General features: G+C 67.3%; 15 protein-coding genes. 9 read left to right on the top strand and 6 right to left on the bottom strand.

The annotated features are described in order from the left end of the window. Positions 1-9: 9 nt before the first annotated feature. Positions 10-894 carry a hypothetical protein gene (locus ABEA50_RS29585; RefSeq protein WP_345499681.1) on the bottom strand — a complete coding sequence of 295 codons (885 nt, stop codon included), beginning with the start codon at positions 892-894 and terminating at the stop codon, positions 10-12. A gap of 275 nt (positions 895-1,169) precedes the next feature. On the opposite strand from ABEA50_RS29585, the gene ABEA50_RS29580 reads away from it, so the two are divergent. Beyond that, positions 1,170-1,991, top strand: a complete 822-nt coding sequence (locus ABEA50_RS29580; protein ID WP_345499680.1) for an NmrA family NAD(P)-binding protein — start codon at positions 1,170-1,172, stop codon at positions 1,989-1,991. 467 nt (positions 1,992-2,458) lie between these two features. On the opposite strand, the gene ABEA50_RS29575 is transcribed toward ABEA50_RS29580, so the two are convergent. The 3 genes from ABEA50_RS29575 to ABEA50_RS29565 form a co-directional block, all read right to left on the bottom strand. Further along, positions 2,459-3,424: a D-isomer specific 2-hydroxyacid dehydrogenase family protein gene (locus ABEA50_RS29575; protein WP_345499679.1), complete on the bottom strand. Its 966-nt coding sequence runs from the start codon at positions 3,422-3,424 to the stop codon at positions 2,459-2,461. A 136-nt stretch (positions 3,425-3,560) separates the two neighbouring features. After that, positions 3,561-4,529: a non-homologous end-joining DNA ligase gene (gene ligD, locus ABEA50_RS29570; RefSeq protein WP_345499678.1), complete on the bottom strand. Its 969-nt coding sequence runs from the start codon at positions 4,527-4,529 to the stop codon at positions 3,561-3,563. A 51-nt stretch (positions 4,530-4,580) separates the two neighbouring features. Beyond that, positions 4,581-6,704, bottom strand: coding sequence for a RecQ family ATP-dependent DNA helicase (locus ABEA50_RS29565; RefSeq protein WP_345499676.1), 2,124 nt, complete (start codon positions 6,702-6,704; stop codon positions 4,581-4,583). Between the two features lie 166 nt (positions 6,705-6,870). Between ABEA50_RS29565 and ABEA50_RS29560 the strand changes: the two genes are divergently transcribed. Beyond that, positions 6,871-7,353 (top strand): hypothetical protein, encoded by a 483-nt coding sequence (locus ABEA50_RS29560; RefSeq protein ID WP_345499675.1) that lies wholly within the window; start codon positions 6,871-6,873, stop codon positions 7,351-7,353. Positions 7,354-7,422: 69 nt separating this feature from the next. Here ABEA50_RS29560 and ABEA50_RS29555 read toward each other — a convergent pair whose 3' ends face one another. Both ABEA50_RS29555 and ABEA50_RS29550 read right to left on the bottom strand, forming a co-directional pair. Further along, a complete protein-coding gene (locus tag ABEA50_RS29555; protein WP_345499674.1) occupies positions 7,423-8,646 on the bottom strand; it encodes an RtcB family protein in 1,224 nt (407 codons plus the stop codon). An 85-nt stretch (positions 8,647-8,731) separates the two neighbouring features. Then, positions 8,732-9,619: a ribokinase gene (locus tag ABEA50_RS29550; protein ID WP_345499673.1), complete on the bottom strand. Its 888-nt coding sequence runs from the start codon at positions 9,617-9,619 to the stop codon at positions 8,732-8,734. 102 nt (positions 9,620-9,721) lie between these two features. On the opposite strand from ABEA50_RS29550, the gene ABEA50_RS29545 reads away from it, so the two are divergent. The 7 genes from ABEA50_RS29545 to ABEA50_RS29515 all read left to right on the top strand — a co-directional run bounded on the left by ABEA50_RS29545 (position 9,722) and on the right by ABEA50_RS29515 (position 16,286). Next, entirely contained in the window at positions 9,722-10,987 is a 1,266-nt protein-coding gene (locus ABEA50_RS29545; RefSeq protein ID WP_345499672.1) for a glutamate-5-semialdehyde dehydrogenase, read from the top strand. A gap of 30 nt (positions 10,988-11,017) precedes the next feature. Further along, entirely contained in the window at positions 11,018-11,896 is an 879-nt protein-coding gene (locus tag ABEA50_RS29540) for an AAA family ATPase (protein WP_345499671.1), read from the top strand. A 2-nt stretch (positions 11,897-11,898) separates the two neighbouring features. Then, positions 11,899-13,332, top strand: coding sequence for a vWA domain-containing protein (locus ABEA50_RS29535; protein ID WP_345499670.1), 1,434 nt, complete (start codon positions 11,899-11,901; stop codon positions 13,330-13,332). 80 nt (positions 13,333-13,412) lie between these two features. Then, positions 13,413-14,423 (top strand): hypothetical protein, encoded by a 1,011-nt coding sequence (locus tag ABEA50_RS29530; protein ID WP_345499669.1) that lies wholly within the window; start codon positions 13,413-13,415, stop codon positions 14,421-14,423. 103 nt (positions 14,424-14,526) lie between these two features. Further along, positions 14,527-15,177 (top strand): nicotinate-nucleotide adenylyltransferase, encoded by a 651-nt coding sequence (gene nadD, locus ABEA50_RS29525; RefSeq protein WP_345499667.1) that lies wholly within the window; start codon positions 14,527-14,529, stop codon positions 15,175-15,177. Positions 15,178-15,195: 18 nt separating this feature from the next. Then, positions 15,196-15,603 (top strand): ribosome silencing factor, encoded by a 408-nt coding sequence (gene rsfS, locus ABEA50_RS29520; RefSeq protein ID WP_345499665.1) that lies wholly within the window; start codon positions 15,196-15,198, stop codon positions 15,601-15,603. Next, positions 15,600-16,286, top strand: coding sequence for a histidine phosphatase family protein (locus tag ABEA50_RS29515; protein WP_345499663.1), 687 nt, complete (start codon positions 15,600-15,602; stop codon positions 16,284-16,286). Before rsfS ends, ABEA50_RS29515 begins: the two co-directional genes overlap by 4 nt. Positions 16,287-16,837 lie beyond the last annotated feature (551 nt).

Raw genomic sequence — 16,837 nt, 5'->3', positions numbered from 1 at the left:
ACCGCTGAGTCAGTCGGCGAAGACTGCATCGACGGTATCGGCGTCGATGGCTCGGTCGAGCCAGGTGTTCAGCTGATCGAGGTCGGTCTCGGACTCGATCCGGGCTGCTACGTCCTCAGGGATCCGGAGGCCGCGCTTCCTGAGGATTCTGAGCAGCGCGTTCGCTTCGCCCCGTGCTTCACCGCGCGCTTCACCTTGTGCTTCGCCCTCGGAGAAGTACGTCCGTGCGAACTCGGTCTTGTATTCGTACTTGGTATTCATGAGGGTCTCCAGGATGTTTCGGGCTGCCTTGGGGAGGATCGCCGTTACCAGTTCAAGGTACATCGCGCGGTCGGGGGTGGTCAGCATGCTGGTGGCAAAAGTGTCGAGTATGGTGGCGCGGTCGGGGTGTCTGCTGTGGGCGATGGCTGAGAGCACCATCAGTTCGGGGTTCGCGGACGCTGTCGCGGGGTCGGTGATCACCGGTACCTCCTCGGGGCTGATGACGATCGGTTCGAGGGTGCACCGAGGGGCGATGGTGATAGGGGTGCGGGATTTGGCGGCGGACGTCTTGTCCGGGCACAGAACCATCAAGACGGTGGGGCAGCGCAGTCGAGCGCGCAGCGTGGTGAGGTACACCGGCCAACTCCACGCTTTGTCTTTGTCATGGCGGAGTTGGACTTCGATAATGACAGCGGTGTCCGGGGTCGAAGCCTCGGAGGTCAGGACCACGACCGCGTCGGCGCGGTATTCGGTGGGGGTGATGTCCGGGAAGTCACCGGAATCCATACGGGCATGGGTGTATTCGGGTAATGGGCTGTCGAGTCGGTCCGGCACGAGGGCTAGCAGTTCCGCGGCCAGTTCGGGACGCTGCCGGAACAGATCGATCATCGTCTCGTGCTGAACTGAGGGCATGCGGAAAAGCTATCAGTAGTCGCCGACAGGAACGGGGTGGTGACCAGCTGGGGGACAGTGGTTTTGGTGGATGGAGTGGACTCGTGCCGGTCGACCTCGCGGCGCGGTCCTGACTACCGTGGCGGGTCAGGTGTCGCGCCGAGTGCCTGCAACAGGCTCCAGTAGTCGCGGTAGCTCTGAATCTCGCTGTCACGCACCGTGATCACCGCGACCCGCCGCCGTCGGTGACATCGTCGGCGGCGTCGATCAGCTGACGCGCACCTTCGGTGGCAGCCGTGAATGACGTATTGGTGCTCGGTGCGACCGGCACCACCGGTGGGCGCGTCGTCGAATTCCTGCGCGGTCGGTCGGTGCCGGTTCGGCTCGCGACTCGTACTCCTGGACCGGATCCGAGGACGGTGCGGTTCGATTGGTGGGACCGGGCGAGCTACTCGCCAGCCTTGCGTGGCGTTCGCGCCGTGTATCTGGTGGCGCCGATCGGGGTCGAGCAGCCGGTGCCGATTGTCGAGCTCTTTCTGAAAGTAGCTGCGCGAGAGGGGGTTCGACGCGTCGTTCTACTCGGATCTTCCGCGGTGGATGCCGCGTCGACCGGAACGGGAGCACTGTATGAGCTGGTGCGTGCGACTATGCCGGAATGGGCGGTGCTTCGCCCGTCCTGGTTCATGCAGAACTTTCTCGGTGACCACGTGGTCGCCCACGGTGTCCGTACCGGTGCGATCGCGACCGCGACCGGCGAGGGGCGTGTCGCGTTCATCGACCCCGCCGATATCGCCGCGGTCGCGGGACATGCGCTGGTCGACGAGACGCCGCACAACACCGAGCATCTGCTGACCGGGCCCGAAGCGCTCAGCTACGCCGATACGGCGGCGATTCTCAGCGCACACCTCGGCCGCCCGATCGTCCACCGCGCGATCTCGACCGCCGAAGCCGTTGCTCGTTACCAGGATTCCGGTATCCCGGTGGAATTCGCCAAGCTGCTCGCTGAACTCGATGAAGACATCCGAGCGGGCACCGAAGACCGCGTCACCGATACCGTGCGTGCTGTCACCGGCCGCATCCCACGCTCCTTCCGCGAATTCGTGCGCGTACACCTGTGATTCGGTGCGCCGACCCGTGGTCTTCCTCGAGGTAAGGATGTGCATCGCTCGGGGCGAGTTCCTTGCGGCCGATGACAGTGGCGGCTACGCGCGTCCGTGTTCCGCTGGCGAGTTGCGCGAGTAGTTGGCCGCTAACAAGCACATCGGCTGCGGCGGGGTGCGCGGAATGGGGATGTCGTCGGCGCAGGAGGGCACGTCCTGGGTCCTCGCAGCCGAGGGGTAGGTTCCCCGGCGGGGTCCTGCGCGAAAATCGATACGGCCTCGCCGCGGCAAGGCCGAGTAGCGACCGAGTAATCGTTCGGATAGCCGGTGGCGCGCCGCAGTCGCGGTGTCGGTCGCGTCCGCACCAGGGCACGTACGGAATGTGTGCCGCACCACGTGATTACCGAGACGTCACCCTCTGCTCCGACGCTGTAAATTTCCGTGCCCGCTCGACTATCGGTGATCCACCATGCCGGACGGCTCGGTCAGTAGCCGCGATCCGGGTCGACCGGGGCGAGTAGATCGCGGCCCTCGCGGAAGCGGGCGACGTTTTCGCCGACGTGGTCGGCGAAGGCGGCGAGGCGCAGTTGTGGAGGGTTCGAATCATGGGGGGTGACAATGGCATTCGGTAGCACCCAGAGTGGGTGTCCGTCGGGGAGCGGTTCGGGATCGGTGACGTCGAGACCGGCGCCGCCGATCGCACCGGCGGCGAGTGCGGTGACCAAGGCGTCGGTGTCGATGAGGCTGCCGCGGGCGACGTTGATCACCCAGGAAGACTGCTTCAGGTGGGCCAGTTCCGCCGCGCCGACGAGATGACGGGTCGCGGGAGTCGCGGGAGCGGCGACGACCACATGATCGGTGCGCGGCCACACACGGCCGAGGTGTTGCGCGGCAACGGTTTCCACGGTGTCCGGGATGCCGGGGCCGGTCACGGGCCGACCGCTACGGTTCACCGCGATGACGTGCGCACCGAGCGGGAGCAGCAGGGGAATGAGCGCGCGGCCGATGCCACCCGCGCCGACGATGGTGACGGTCTTTCCGCGCAACGTGTCGACGTGTGGGAAGAAATCGTGCTGGCGCCAGCTGCCCGCGCGCAGGTGTTCGGGTAGGTAACGCACGCCCGCAAGCAGCAACATGAGCGCGTGTTCGGCGACGCTTGCAGCGAAAGCGCCTGCGGCAGAAGTGAATTGAACATTCGGATGCTCGGTGAAGATCCCCGCGTTGAACCAGTCCTCCACACCGGCGGCGGGCAACTGCACCCACCGCACCGATTCCGGAAGCTCGTCGGGGAACTCGCCGGGCCCGCCGACCCAGATCAAGCCGTGCGCACCGTCGAGGTCGGCGACGGTGGCGCCCGCCTCGGTGATCGCCTTGTCCAACAGGGGCGGCGGCGCAGTATTCGGTCCCACCGCGATCGGTGTGCGCGGGGCGGATTCGCTGTGTTCACTCATGGATACGATCTCCTTCGGGTGCCCAACAGCGGGCCTGGTCACGACACGGCGAACCGCTGGCAATTCATTGTCCATGGCGACGGTAGCACCGCGTGCGGACGGCGGTTCAGCGGTGTGAGACGAGTTGGTGGCCCGGCTATCCCTCGTCCAGGTCGGTCGGTTCCGCACCCGACTCGCGCTCGTCGCGCTCGGCCCATTCGAGCAGCCGGTCCAGCTCGAACACCGCATCGTCGATGCCCGCGTGCAGGTCACCGAGCTGCGCGAACCGCGGCGGGACGGTTCGCATGGTGAAGTCGCGCGGTTCGATGTCCGCGATCTCGGCCCATTCGACGGGTGTCGAGACGGTGGCTTCCGGTACGCCGCGCACCGAGTAGGCGGCGGCGATGGTGTGGTCGCGCGCGTTCTGGTTGTAGTCGACGAACAGCAGTTTCGGGTCGCGGTCGCGCCGCCACCACGCGGTGGTGACATCGGCGGGCGCCCGGCGTTCGACCTCACGGGCGAAGGCCAGCGCGGCACGGCGCATGTCGGCGAAACCCCACCGCGGCGCGATCCGCACATACACGTGCATGCCGCGTCCGCCCGAGGTTTTCGGCCAGCCGACGGCGCCGATCTCCTCGAGCACCTCGCGCACGACACCCGCCACGCGCTGCACCCGTGACCAGGGACAGTCCGGCATCGGGTCGAGATCGATGCGCCACTCGTCCGGGCTCTCGGTGTCGGCGGCACGGGAGTTCCACGGATGGAATTCGACCGTGGACATCTGCACGCACCACACGATGTCGGCGAGCTCGCGGACGGCGAGTTCGTCGGCGTGTCTTTTGTAGCGCGGGAAGAAGACTCGCACGGTGGGGAGCCAGTCCGGCGCACCGGCGGGTAACCGCTTCTGGTGCACCTTGTCGCCGCTGAGTCCCTTCGGGAACCGGTGCAGCATGCAGGGCCGGTCGCGCAATGCCCGGACTATGCCGTCGCCGACGCTGAGGTAGTACTCGACCAGATCGAGCTTCGTCGCCCCGGTCTCCGGGAAGTAGACCCGGCCGGGATTGGAGATGCGGATCGTGCGGTCGCCGACGTCGAGTTCGATGGCCGACGACGCGGTGCTGGCCACGGCCCCGACCCTAGCCGAAGTGCCAGGCGGCCGGGGTCGAATGGGTGCCGGTCATGTCGGTGTGGCCAGGGCGAACGGCAAGACGGCGTCGGCTCCCGAGGCGCGCAGGGCGTGCGCGGCCACGGTCATGGTCCAGCCGGTGTCGGTGACGGTGTCCACCAGCAGGATCGGGCCGCTGATGTGGGTGAGGTCGGGGACCTCCCAGGAATCGAACAGCCCCGCGACGCGGTGTGCGGAGTTGGCGGCCGAGACCGGCGGGTGATCGGGCCGGGGGTACAGGGTGCCGAGGTCGTCGAGGCGCCCGACCTCGGCGAGGCGGGCGGCGAGCGTCGCGGTGAGTACCGGATATCGCGGTGACGCGAACGCGAGCACCGACGAGGGTCGTTGGGTCCAGTCCCATTCGCGCAGCACGGCGACGCAGGCGTCGAAGACCGTATCGGGGATCGGGTCGTCGGGCGCGTCCAGCAGGGCACGCAGCCGCTGTCCCCACCCGAGATCGGTGAGTCGACCGAGTACCCTGCCGGTCTCGGCGCCGCCGGTGATCTTGCCCGACAAGGGGATTCCGAGTTTCGCCAGCCCGGTCGGCCACTGCTTGCGTGGTGCGAGATTCAGTCCCGGCCGATCGAGCCTGGCGCGGGTCGCCGCGACGGACTCGGCGGCGACGGTGGTGTCGGGATGGGCGCCGGTGCAGTTGTCGCAACGACCGCACCCCGGTGTATTCAGTTCGCCCGCAGGCAGTCCTGGGTCGTCGAGTTGGCGTCGCAGGAAGTTCATTCGACAGCCCGACAGCGACTGGTAGTCGATCATGGCCTGCTGCTCGACCTCACGGGCCTCGGCCAGGCGTTCGTAGCGTTCGGTGTCGTACTCCCAGGGTTCGCCGGTGTTCAGCCAGCCGCCGCGCACGCGACGCACCGCGCCGTCCACGTCGAGCACCTTGAGCACCATCTCCAAACGGGAGCGATTCAGCTCGACCAAGGGCTCCAGCGCCACCGTCGACAACGCGCGATCTTGCTCGAGCGCATCGAGTACCGAGCGCACCACGTGCTCGCGCGGAAAGGCCACGGAGGCGAAGTAACTCCAGATCCGCTTGTCCTCGGGGCCGGGCAGCAGCACCACTTCGGCGCGCGCGGTGCCTCGCCCCGCGCGACCCACCTGCTGGTAGTAGGAGATCGGCGACGACGGTGCGCCCACGTGCACCACGAACCCGAGGTCGGGTTTGTCGAACCCCATGCCGAGCGCCGACGTGGCGATCAGCGCTTTCACCTCGTTGCCGAGCAGCGCGCCTTCGAGCGTCTCGCGTTCGGCGGGGTCGGTCTGCCCGGTGTAGGCGGCGACGGTGTGGCCGTGCGTGGTGAGGACGTCGGCGAGGTCGTGCGCGGCGGCGACGGTGAGGGTGTAGATGATGCCGGAGCCGGGCAGGTCGCGCAGGCGGTCGCTGAGCCACGCGGTGCGCTCGATCGGATCGTCGAACCGGACCACCGACAGGTGCAGTGATTCGCGGTCGAGTGTGCCGCGCAGGACGAGGGTGTCGGTGCCGATCTGGGTGGCGACGTCGGTGACCACTCGGTCGTTGGCCGTCGCGGTGGTGGCCAGCACCGGCACCTCGGAACCGAGGTCGGCGATCAGGGTGCGGATACGGCGATAGTCGGGGCGGAAATCGTGTCCCCAGTCCGAGACGCAGTGCGCCTCGTCGATGACGACCAAGCCCGCGTCGGCGGCGAGTCTGGGCAGCACCTGATCGCGAAAGTCGGGATTGTTCAACCGTTCCGGGCTCACCAGCAGCACGTCGACCTCGCCGGAGGCGACCTTGGCGTGGATGTCGTCCCACTCGGTGACATTGCCGGAGTTGATCGTCGCGGCGGTCACGCCCGCGCGTTGGGCGGCGGTGACCTGGTTGCGCATGAGCGCCAGCAACGGCGAGACGATCACCGTCGGGCCGCGGCCCGCGCGGCGCAGCAGCTTGGCGGCGATGAAGTACACCGCGGACTTGCCCCAGCCGGTGCGCTGCACCACCAGCGCACGCCGCCGCCGCACCACCAGCGCCTCGATCGCGGTCCACTGGTCTTCGCGCAGGCGCGCTTCGGGCCCCGCCAGCTCCCTGAGTAGCTGTTCGGCACGTTCGCGCAGATCAGGTGCGCTGAGGTCGAGCTCCGGGACATCGGTCGCCGTAGTCATGTGCTCCATCGTGCCCGACGGTACCGACAGATTTCCCCGCCCGCGTCGGGGCGCGTCCCTGTTTCCGAGGCGTACGCGGGCGATATCGCGCGCACGATCGGGCGGGAGGACGCAGAATGAGCCGAGGAGGATCGCCGCTACCCGCGATCCGGAGGAGGGCCGATCAGTGTCGAGCAGTTATGGACCGCCGCCGGGGTGGGCGCCGCCGGGCGCGCAGTTCCAGTCGAGGAGTGGTTTCGGGCGGGCATTGCTGGGGACCTTGCTCGGGGTGGTGGCGACTCCCGCGGGGGTGCTGCTCGTCGCACACGGTTCGCTGCAGAGTCGTGGCTGGGTGGTTTCGGGCAACGCGTCCGATCGATGGAGTTCGAACTCGCAGATCATCGGCGGCGCGGTCTTGCTGTTCTTCGTGGTCGCGCTGGCCGCGTATTCCCCTGTCGGCACCGCGATCTCGGGGCTGATCTGGGGAATCGTCCCGGCGGCGATGCACATCTTCTTTCCGAACGACACCTTTCGGCAGGTGGAGAAGCTGCCGATCCTGTCGGGCGAATATCTACTGGCCCTGCATAATTGGTTACAGAACGGCTTATCCGTGGTGATCGGACTGCTGCTGATCGGTGCGGCACTGGCCGCGACGCTGCGCAAGCGTTGACCCGCCGACGACCTCGACCGCTGACCCGTTTCGTGCCGGAAAACCTCAGGCACGAAACGGGTTCCACCGCTATCCCTTGACGCAGAGCACCTGACGCAGCGTCGCCACCACATCCACCAGGTCCTGCTGCGCCGCGATCACGTCGTCGATGTTCTTGTAGGCGGCGGGAATTTCGTCGACCACCCCCGCGTCCTTACGGGACTCGACCCCTTCGGTCTGCGTGACCAGGTCGGCCACGGTGTACTGGCGCTTGGCGGCGCTGCGACTCATCCGGCGACCGGCCCCGTGCGAGGCGGACTGGAACGAGTCCGGGTTTCCCTTGCCGCGCACGACATAGGACCGCGTTCCCATCGAGCCGGGGATCAGCGCCAAGTCGCCCGCCCCGGCGCGAACCGCACCCTTGCGGGTCACCAGCATCGGTGTTTCGTCGATCAGCTCTTCGGAAACGTAGTTGTGGTGGCACGAGATCGGTCGATCGAAACGCACTGTGCGCTCGGCGAATTCGTCCTGCACCGCGCAGCACACCAGCGCGAGCATCACCGCGCGGTTACGCGCGGCATACTCCTGCGCCCAGGTGAGATCGCGTCGGTAGGCGGCCATTTCGGCGGTGCCGGCAAGGAAAACGGCCAGGTCGCGGTCCGGCAGGCCGGTGTTGTGCGGCAAGGCGCGGGCGATCGCCATGTGTCGCTCGGCGAGTTCCTTGCCGATATTGCGGCTGCCGGAGTGCAACAGAATCCACACCGCGTCGTCCTGGTCCAGACACAGTTCGATGAAATGGTTTCCCCCACCCAGGGAACCCATCTGCTTGTGCGCCTTCGATTCTCGCGTTTGCACGCCGTCGTGCAGTTCGCCGAAGGAACTCCAGAACCTGGCCCAGCCCGCGCTCAGTGTCGCCGTGTTCGCCCCGGACGCGGCGACGCGCGGGCGCAACCTGTCGACATCGACCGCACGGTCGTGCGCATGGAAGCCCACCGGCACAGCGCGTTCGATTCGTGACCGCAATCCGCGCAGGTTGTCTGGCAGATCGGCCGCGGTGAGATCGGTTTTCACGCTCTCCATGCCGCATCCGATATCCACACCGACCGCCGCGGGTGACACCGCGTCGCGCATCGCGATCACAGACCCGACGGTGGCACCTTTGCCGAGGTGCACATCCGGCATCACGCGCACGCCGTGGACCCATTGCAGCGCGGCGATATTGCGCAGCTGTCGCAGCGCTTCCGGTTCGATCGCCTGCTCCTGTGCCCACATCAACGTCCGCGCACGGGTGCCGTGCAACTCGACGGGAAACATGATGACGTCCTCTCTTTCGGTCCTCTCACCGTAGAGACGGGCATTGTCGAGTGCACGCGAATTAATGCCGCGCACCCGCGTGCGGTCAGGTGTCGCGCTCGCGGCGCAGCAGTTCGGCGACGGCCGACTCGGTGGGCAGGGAACTGCTCGCGCCGAGCGTGGTCGTAGCCAGCGACCCTGCCGCAACCGCCCAGCTCATGGCGAATTCGGGTCCTTTGTGCCAGGTGGCGGCCAGTGCGCCGGTGAAGGCGTCGCCCGCGCCGGTGGTGTCGACAACGGTGATCTTCGGGCTCGGCCGAGACAGTCGTGCGCCGTCGCGGCCGCGATATTCCGCGCCGTCGCCGCCTCGGGTGATCACCACGTGGTCGACCATGTCGAGGTCGCTGCCGAGCTTCTCGTGCTCACCTGAATTAACCACTGCCACATCGATATTCGTCCACATGTCGGCGGGAAGGCGCTGAACGGGCGAGGGGTTGAGTACGACCGTGGTGGAGTTGTGCCGTGCGTGACGCGCCGCAACGGCGACCGTCTCGAGCGGAATCTCCAACTGGCACAGCAAGATATCGGCCTCGGCGATGGCGTCGAGTTCCGCGCGGGAGAGTTCGGTCATCCGCGAGTTCGCGCCCGCGACCACGATGATGCTGTTCTCGCCTGCTTCGTCGACCACGATGCTGGCTACCCCGCTCGGGCCGGGTTCGCTGCGGAGAAGCTTCACATCTAGTGATGAATCCCGCAGTGCGGCAGTGAGTTCCACGCCAAACGTGTCGGCACCGACCGCGCCGAGAAACCGCACGTCGGCGCCGCAACGACGAGCCGCGATCGCCTGATTGGCGCCCTTGCCCCCGGCCACCGTCGTGAAGTCGGTGCCGAGCAGGGTCTCGCCGGGTTCGGGGCGTCGTCGGGTCGTCGTGACCAGATCCATGTTGACGCTGCCGAGCACGGCGACGACGGGGATGTCCGAATCGGCGGTCATGGTTTCCGACCGTAGTCGTTCGCGTGAACAGGACACGATCGGCGCGGTGTCCCGCCGGAATCGGTTCGATGGGCACCGAACCGGGTGCGTAGTCTGGGACCCATGACGGTAGGAACGACGGCCGATCCTGACACGCGCGAGGTGGTGCACGGCGCAGCACGGAGGGCGCGTGTCGCCGCACGTGTGCTCGCTCAGCTCACCACGGCGCAGAAGAACGACGCACTGCACGCCGCGGCCGATGCGCTGCTCGCCGCCGCCGACACCGTGCTCGCGGCCAACGCCGAGGATCTGCTGGCCGCGCAATCCTCCGGGACCGAGGATTCCTTGCTCGACCGCTTGCGGCTGACCAACGCACGAATCGACGGCATCGCCTCGGGACTGCGCCAGGTGGCCTCCTTGCCCGACCCGATCGGCACGGTCCTGCGTGGTTCGACGCTGCCCAACGGGTTGCTGATGCGTCAGGTGCGTGTGCCGCTCGGCGTGCTCGGCATGGTCTACGAGGCACGGCCGAACGTCACCGTCGATGCCTTCGGGCTCGCGCTCAAATCGGGGAACGCCGCGCTGCTGCGCGGGTCGTCCTCGGCCGCGCATTCCAATGCCGCTCTCGTCGAAGTGTTGCGGGAAGCGCTGCTGGCACAGGGACTTCCGGCGGATGCGGTGCAGTTGTTGCCCAGTGCGGACCGCTCCAGCGTCACCCATCTCATCCAGGCGCGTGGACTGGTCGACGTGGTGATCCCGCGTGGCGGCGCCGGGCTCATCAATGCGGTCGTCCGCGACGCCACCGTCCCGACCATCGAGACCGGAACCGGCAACTGCCACGTCTACGTGCACGCCGGCGCCGACCTCGACATGGCCGAGAGCATCCTGATCAACGCCAAGACGCGGCGGCCGAGCGTATGCAATGCCGCCGAGACGGTGCTGATCGACGACGCGATCGCCACCGTTGCCGTCCCGAGGTTGATCGAGGCGCTGGAACGCCACGGCGTCACCGTGCACGGTGACCTGCCCGGGCTGGTGCCCGCCGACCAGCAGGACTGGGGCGAGGAGTATCTGTCGTTGGACATCGCGCTCAAGGTGGTCGATGGCCTGGACGAGGCGATCGAGCACATCAACTCCTGGGGCACCGGCCATACCGAGGCCATCGTCACCGGTGAGTCGGCGGCGGCACAGGCGTTCACCCAGCGGGTGGATGCCGCGGCCGTGTTGGTGAACGCCTCGACCGCATTCACCGACGGCGAGCAGTTCGGCTTCGGCGCCGAGATCGGCATCTCCACCCAGAAGCTGCACGCACGCGGGCCGATGGCCTTGCCGGAACTCACCTCGACCAAGTGGATCGTCTGGGGTGACGGCCAGACCAGGCCGGTCTAGGGCGTCAGTCCGAAGGAAAGGAACTCGCACGTGACCGATGTAGTGCAAGAGCCGATTTTCGCCTCGGTAGAGGATGTGATCGCGCGGCTGGCCAGCACCGGTTACCTGGCCGACAAGGCGACGGCGACGTCGGTGTTTCTCGCCGATCGCCTGGGTAAGCCGTTGCTGGTGGAGGGCCCCGCCGGGGTCGGGAAGACCGAGCTCGCCAGGGCGGTCGCGCAGACCTCCGGTGCCGAACTCGTGCGGCTGCAGTGTTACGAAGGGGTCGATGAGGCGCGCGCACTCTACGAGTGGAACCACGCCAAGCAGATCCTGCGCATCCAGGCCTCTTCCGGCGACAACGAGTGGGTGGACACGAAGTCCGACGTGTTCACCGAGGAGTTCCTGCTCTCGCGTCCGCTGCTGACCGCGATTCGGCGCAGTGACCCCACCGTGTTGTTGATCGACGAGACCGACAAGGCCGACGTCGAGATCGAAGGACTGCTGCTGGAGGTGCTCAGCGATTTCGCCGTGACCGTCCCCGAGCTGGGCACGATTACCGCGAGTCGGCGCCCGTTCACGCTGCTCACCTCGAATGCGACCCGTGAGCTTTCCGAGGCCCTCAAGCGGCGTTGCCTGTATCTGCACCTGGACTTCCCCGACCAGGAGTTGGAGCGGCGCATCCTGGCCAGTCGGGTTCCCGAACTGTCCACCGAGGTGGCGAGCAAGCTGGTGCGCATCGTGCATGTGCTGCGCGAGATGCAGTTGAAGAAGCTGCCTTCGGTCGCGGAGTCGATCGACTGGGCACGCACTCTGCTCGCCCTCGGGCTCGCCGACCTCGACGACGAGGCCGTACGCGCCACCCTCGGCGTCGTGCTCAAGCACCAGAGCGATCACCAGCGTGCGCTGGCTGAGCTGAAGTTGGCCTGATCGTGTCGGCCGCAACGGTGCCCGCGCCGAGCCCGCCGCACGGGCTGCCCGGTCATCTGGTGGGTTTCGTGGCGGCCCTGCGCGCGCGTGGTGTCCCGGTCGGTCCGTCGGAGACCGTCGACGCGGGCCGGGTGCTCACCGTGCTCGATCTGCTGGACCGGGAGACCTTGCGCGAGGGCCTCGCGTGCTCGCTGCTGCGGCGTGCGACGCATCGGGCGATTTTCGACGGCCTGTTCGATCTGTGGTTTCCCTCGGCGCTCGGCGAGCGAACCGTCGATTCCGAGGACATCGAGGTGCCGCGTCAGCCCGGCGGTGAGGTCGACATCCCAGCGCTGCGCAAATTGCTCGCCGAATTGTTGATCGAGGAGCTGGCCGAACAGTCCGGGCAGGCCACCCAGCGGTTGGACACGCTTGCCGCACAGATCGTCGAGCAGGTCGGGCGCTACGAATCCGCGCGTGGCCCTTCGTATTCCGCGTATCGCGCGCTCAAGGACCTACAGCCACAGACGCTGCTGGCGCGCATCCTGGCCGGTATGGCGGGCGCGACGCCGGACGACGGATTCGACTCCGAGGTGGCCAAGCGGGTCGCCCGTGGGCGCATCAATCGTTTCCGGTCGAGTGTCGAGGCGGAGACCAGGCGTCGCGAAGCCGAGCAGATCGGCAGGGATCGGGTCGCGAGCTACAGCATCGGTCGGCAAGCCGAAGAGGTCGATTTCCTGCGCGCTTCGCAATCGGATCTGGACGAATTGCGCCGCAGTACCCAGCGTTTGGCACGCATCCTGGCATCGCGGCTGGCGGTGCGGCGCCGTCATTCGCGCCGCGGCGAGATCGACTTGCGTCGCACTCTGCGCAAATCCATGTCCACCGGTGGTGTGCCGATCGATCTGGTCAATCGTAAGCCGAGGCCGGGTCGCCCGGAGCTGGTGCTGCTGTGCGATGTGTCGGGGTCGGTGGCGGGGTTCAGCAGTTTCACGGTCTCGTTGGTGAGCGCGCTGCGCGAACAGTTCTCGCGGGTAAGGATTTTCGCGTTCGTCGGCCAGGTCGACGAGGTGACCGAATTCTTCGATCCCGGTCTTCCTGCCGATACCGCGATGGCCAGGATCTTCAACGAGGCCAGCGTCGTCGGTCCGGACGGCCGCTCGGATTACGGCAGCGCGCTGCTCGGGATGGCGCGAGAGTTTCCCACGGCCATCACCAGTCGGAGTTCGTTGCTGGTGCTCGGCGACGCACGCACGAATTACCGCGACCCGGAGGTGGATACGCTGCGCGAGTTGGTGGAGGTCGCCAAGCACGCGCACTGGCTCAACCCGGAGCGACACGGCCAGTGGGGTTCGGGTGATTCCGCGGCCGAGCGCTATCGCGAGGTCATCGAGATGCATGAATGCCGTTCGGCGAAACAATTGACGGCGGTGGTCTCGCGGCTGTTGCCGGTGTGATCGCGGCGGGGTCCCCGCGCACAGGGTCGATCAGGTTTCGTTAAGCGAATCGTTGGCGCGGGTGCGCAGACTTTCCGACTATGAGCAACAGGTCGCGAGACAGCGCGTGGGTGGACAACGGTGTCGCTACGCCGGGACGCGGCGAGGAGGCGCGGCGTGCGGCTGCCAGGTGCCAGCGGAGCAACACCGGCGACGCGGGTTCATCAGGGGATCGAGATGCGTTGGTGCACACGGTTATTCGGAATCCGCCCGACAATGGGTATGGGTACACGACGGAACACTTCGAGGGCGATCGCGAGGCCGAGGTGCGGCGGCTGGCCGAACTCGGTGCCGCGCGGCTGGCTGAGGCGCCGGAGTTGGCCGAAGCGCACTTCCGGGAGGCCATCGTCCTCGGCACGGGCGCGCTGGCCGCGCACGTCTGCGCCACGCTGAGTTCGCAGCTGGTCATCGCGATCTGTGCGCAACCCGACCGCGACGTGGACCTCGCGGAAGCCGCGGTCCGCGCGGCGACAGCATGGACGGGCCTGTCGGACCAGAACGTGCGCCACTACACCGTGGTCGCCGCGCGTGCGCTGGCCCGCGCCACCCGCCACGGCGAGGCGGTCGCCCTGTTCGAACAGGCATTGGCGGGCGAGGAACTACCGTATCCGGCGGCCGAGTCCGCGATCGTTCGAGCGCAGTTCGCGCGGTCGCTCGCCGCCGTGCGCCGCTCGAGCGACGCGGTGTGGCATTTCGCGGAGGCCGCGCGGTTGCTCGAGCACGAACCGGGACAGGCCGATCTGCTCGCCGAGCTCGCCTGTTCGGCGGCTCACGCGTGGGAGAGCGGGGGACGCGCGGCAGTCGTATCTGCGTGCGGCGCAGCTGTGGCTGCGGGTGGGTCGGCTCGACGAATACGCGCGGTGCACGCGCGCGGCGGCGTGGTCGCAGCTGCGGAGTGCGGGCGAGGGCGACGAGCACCGACCGTGGATCGCGACGATGCGGGGGCTGCTCGCGGATCTGACGCACCTGTCAGGAGGCGATGGTGTACCCGAGGACGACGATGGTGTACCCGAGGACGCGGCCTTGTCCTGGCTCGCCGACGAACTCCGTGACACCCACGAACAGTTGGCCGCGATGCTCGAGCTGTGCGGCGCCGGTCACGTCGACGAGTGCTACCGGTTCCAGTTCTGAGCGCACCCATTAAGCTCGGCTCTCATGCACGAGACAGGCCGGCGCGTCCCGAGGCTCGGCGTGATGGGTGGCACCTTCGACCCCATTCATCACGGTCACCTGGTAGCGGCCAGCGAGGTCGCCAACCGCTTCGACCTGGACGAAGTGGTCTTCGTTCCCACCGGGCAACCATGGCAGAAGGTCGATAAGCAGGTCAGTCCCGCCGAGGACCGCTACCTGATGACCGTGATCGCGACCGCGTCCAACCCGCGTTTCTCGGTCAGCCGTGCCGACATCGATCGGCACAAGGTCACCTACACCGTGGACACCTTGCGCGAGATGCGCAGTCAGCATCCAGAGGCCGACCTGTTCTTCATCACCGGAGCGGACGCGTTGGCCAACATCCTCACATGGCAGGATTGGGCCGAACTGTTCGAACTGGCGAAGTTCGTCGGGGTGAGCCGTCCAGGGTACGAACTGAACACCGACCATCTCGAAGAATATCTGCGTGATCTTCCTGCCGATGCGGTGACCATGATCGAGATCCCGGCGTTGGCGATCTCCTCGAGCGAATGCCGCCGTCGCGCCGCCGAGAACCGGCCGGTGTGGTACCTCGTTCCGGATGGCGTGGTGCAGTACATATCGAAGCGGCACTTGTATGTGCCCGCAGGACGGAAGGTAGCGGAGCTTGAGTGAGAGCGGCGAGGTGCGAGCATGAGCGCAACGGATGAGGCGATCGAGATGTCGCGCATCGCGGCTCGCGCCGCGGACGCGAAGCTGGCGACCGATGTGGTGGTGCTCGATGTGTCCGAGCAGTTGGTGATCACCGACTGTTTCGTGATCGCCTCCGCGCCGAACGAGCGCCAGGTCAACGCGATCGTCGACAATGTCGAGGAGAAGCTGCGCGACGCGGGGCACAAGCCGGTGCGTCGCGAAGGCACCCGCGAAGGCCGGTGGGCGCTGCTGGATTACGTGGATGTCGTGGTGCATATTCAGCACAGTGACGAGCGTGATTTCTATGCGCTGGAACGGCTTTGGAAGGATTGCCCGGCCGTTCCCGTCGAGGGAATCGGCCAGGCGGCCGTGCAAGCCGACCCGGTCGCGGAGGACGACAGCGAGTGAGTCTGGCCGAACACGACGCGCGGACCCACCGGAACGCGCGGGTAAGAACCCTGATCCTGTTGCGGCACGGGCAAACCGAATGGAATGCCGCCGATCGGATGCAGGGACAAATCGATACCGATCTCACCGAGCTGGGGCGGCGGCAGGCGAAAGAAGCGGCGCGGGAACTGGTTTCGCGTAATGCGATCGCGCTGATCTCCTCGGATCTGCGCCGTGCTTTCGATACCGCTTCCGCGCTGGCCGAATACGGCTCGCTCGAGGTGGTGCCCGAGCCGCGCTTGCGGGAGACCAGTCTCGGGGAGTGGGAAGGCTTGACCCACCTCGACGTCGACGCCGGATATCCCGGTGCGCGCGCCGAATGGCGGCTCGACGCCGCCTTCACGCCACCCGGCGGCGAGAGCAAGCTGGAGGTGGGTGCGCGTGCGCTGCCCGTGGTGCGGGAATTGCTGGTCGAGCGGCAGGACTGGCCCGGTCGGTCTATCATCCTGGTTGCGCACGGCGGGCTGATCGCCGCCCTCACGGCTGCGCTGCTCGACCTGCCCGCGAAGAACTGGCCTGCCCTCGGTGGACTGGCCAATACCAGCTGGGTACAGCTGAGCAGCCACGTCGAGAGCATCGAGCAGCCCGCGTGGCGACTCGATGTGTGGAACGCAGCTGCGAAGGTGGCCCCGGATGTCCTCTGAAGATCCGATCAGGCAGGTGCCGGACGAACTGTTCCGGCGTGTTTCGGCGAAGCCGGAACGTGCGATCCCGGACGCGCTGTTCGGGCCTGCTCCGACCCCGGCACCGGCGAACCCCGATGTCGACGTGGTCGATTCGGATACCACCGCCGCCTCGAACGTGCTCTCGCTCGACGACGGGGAGGCGGCCGAGGAGCCTTCCGCCGTCGCGGCGACCGATCGCCCGCCGCAGCCGGCGCACGAATCCGCCGGTGCGGAACCGGCCGAAAGCTCCTCGCCGGCAGAGGTTCCGGCAAGCGAATCCGGTGACGCGGTTTCGGCGGCGCTGGTTTCGCCGGAGTCTCCTGCCGAGCCAGCGGATTCGGTCATCGCGGAGGACTCGACGTCCGATGCGGCGCCAAGCGTGGTCGGGACAGACGAGTCCGGTCGTGAATCGGTGGCGGAGGCAAGGGAATCCGCTGCCGCGGTCGGTGACGGCGCCGATGTGGGGCACGATCAACGGGTCGGCGTCGAGGTTGCGGACGCTTCCCGGACCGAAGCGCCCGATGCCGATA

Source organism: Nocardia callitridis, assembly GCF_039543305.1.
GTDB classification, from domain to species: domain Bacteria; phylum Actinomycetota; class Actinomycetes; order Mycobacteriales; family Mycobacteriaceae; genus Nocardia; species Nocardia callitridis.
The sequence above is the reverse complement of the archived record's forward strand: the minus strand, read 5'-3'. Positions and strand labels throughout refer to the sequence as shown.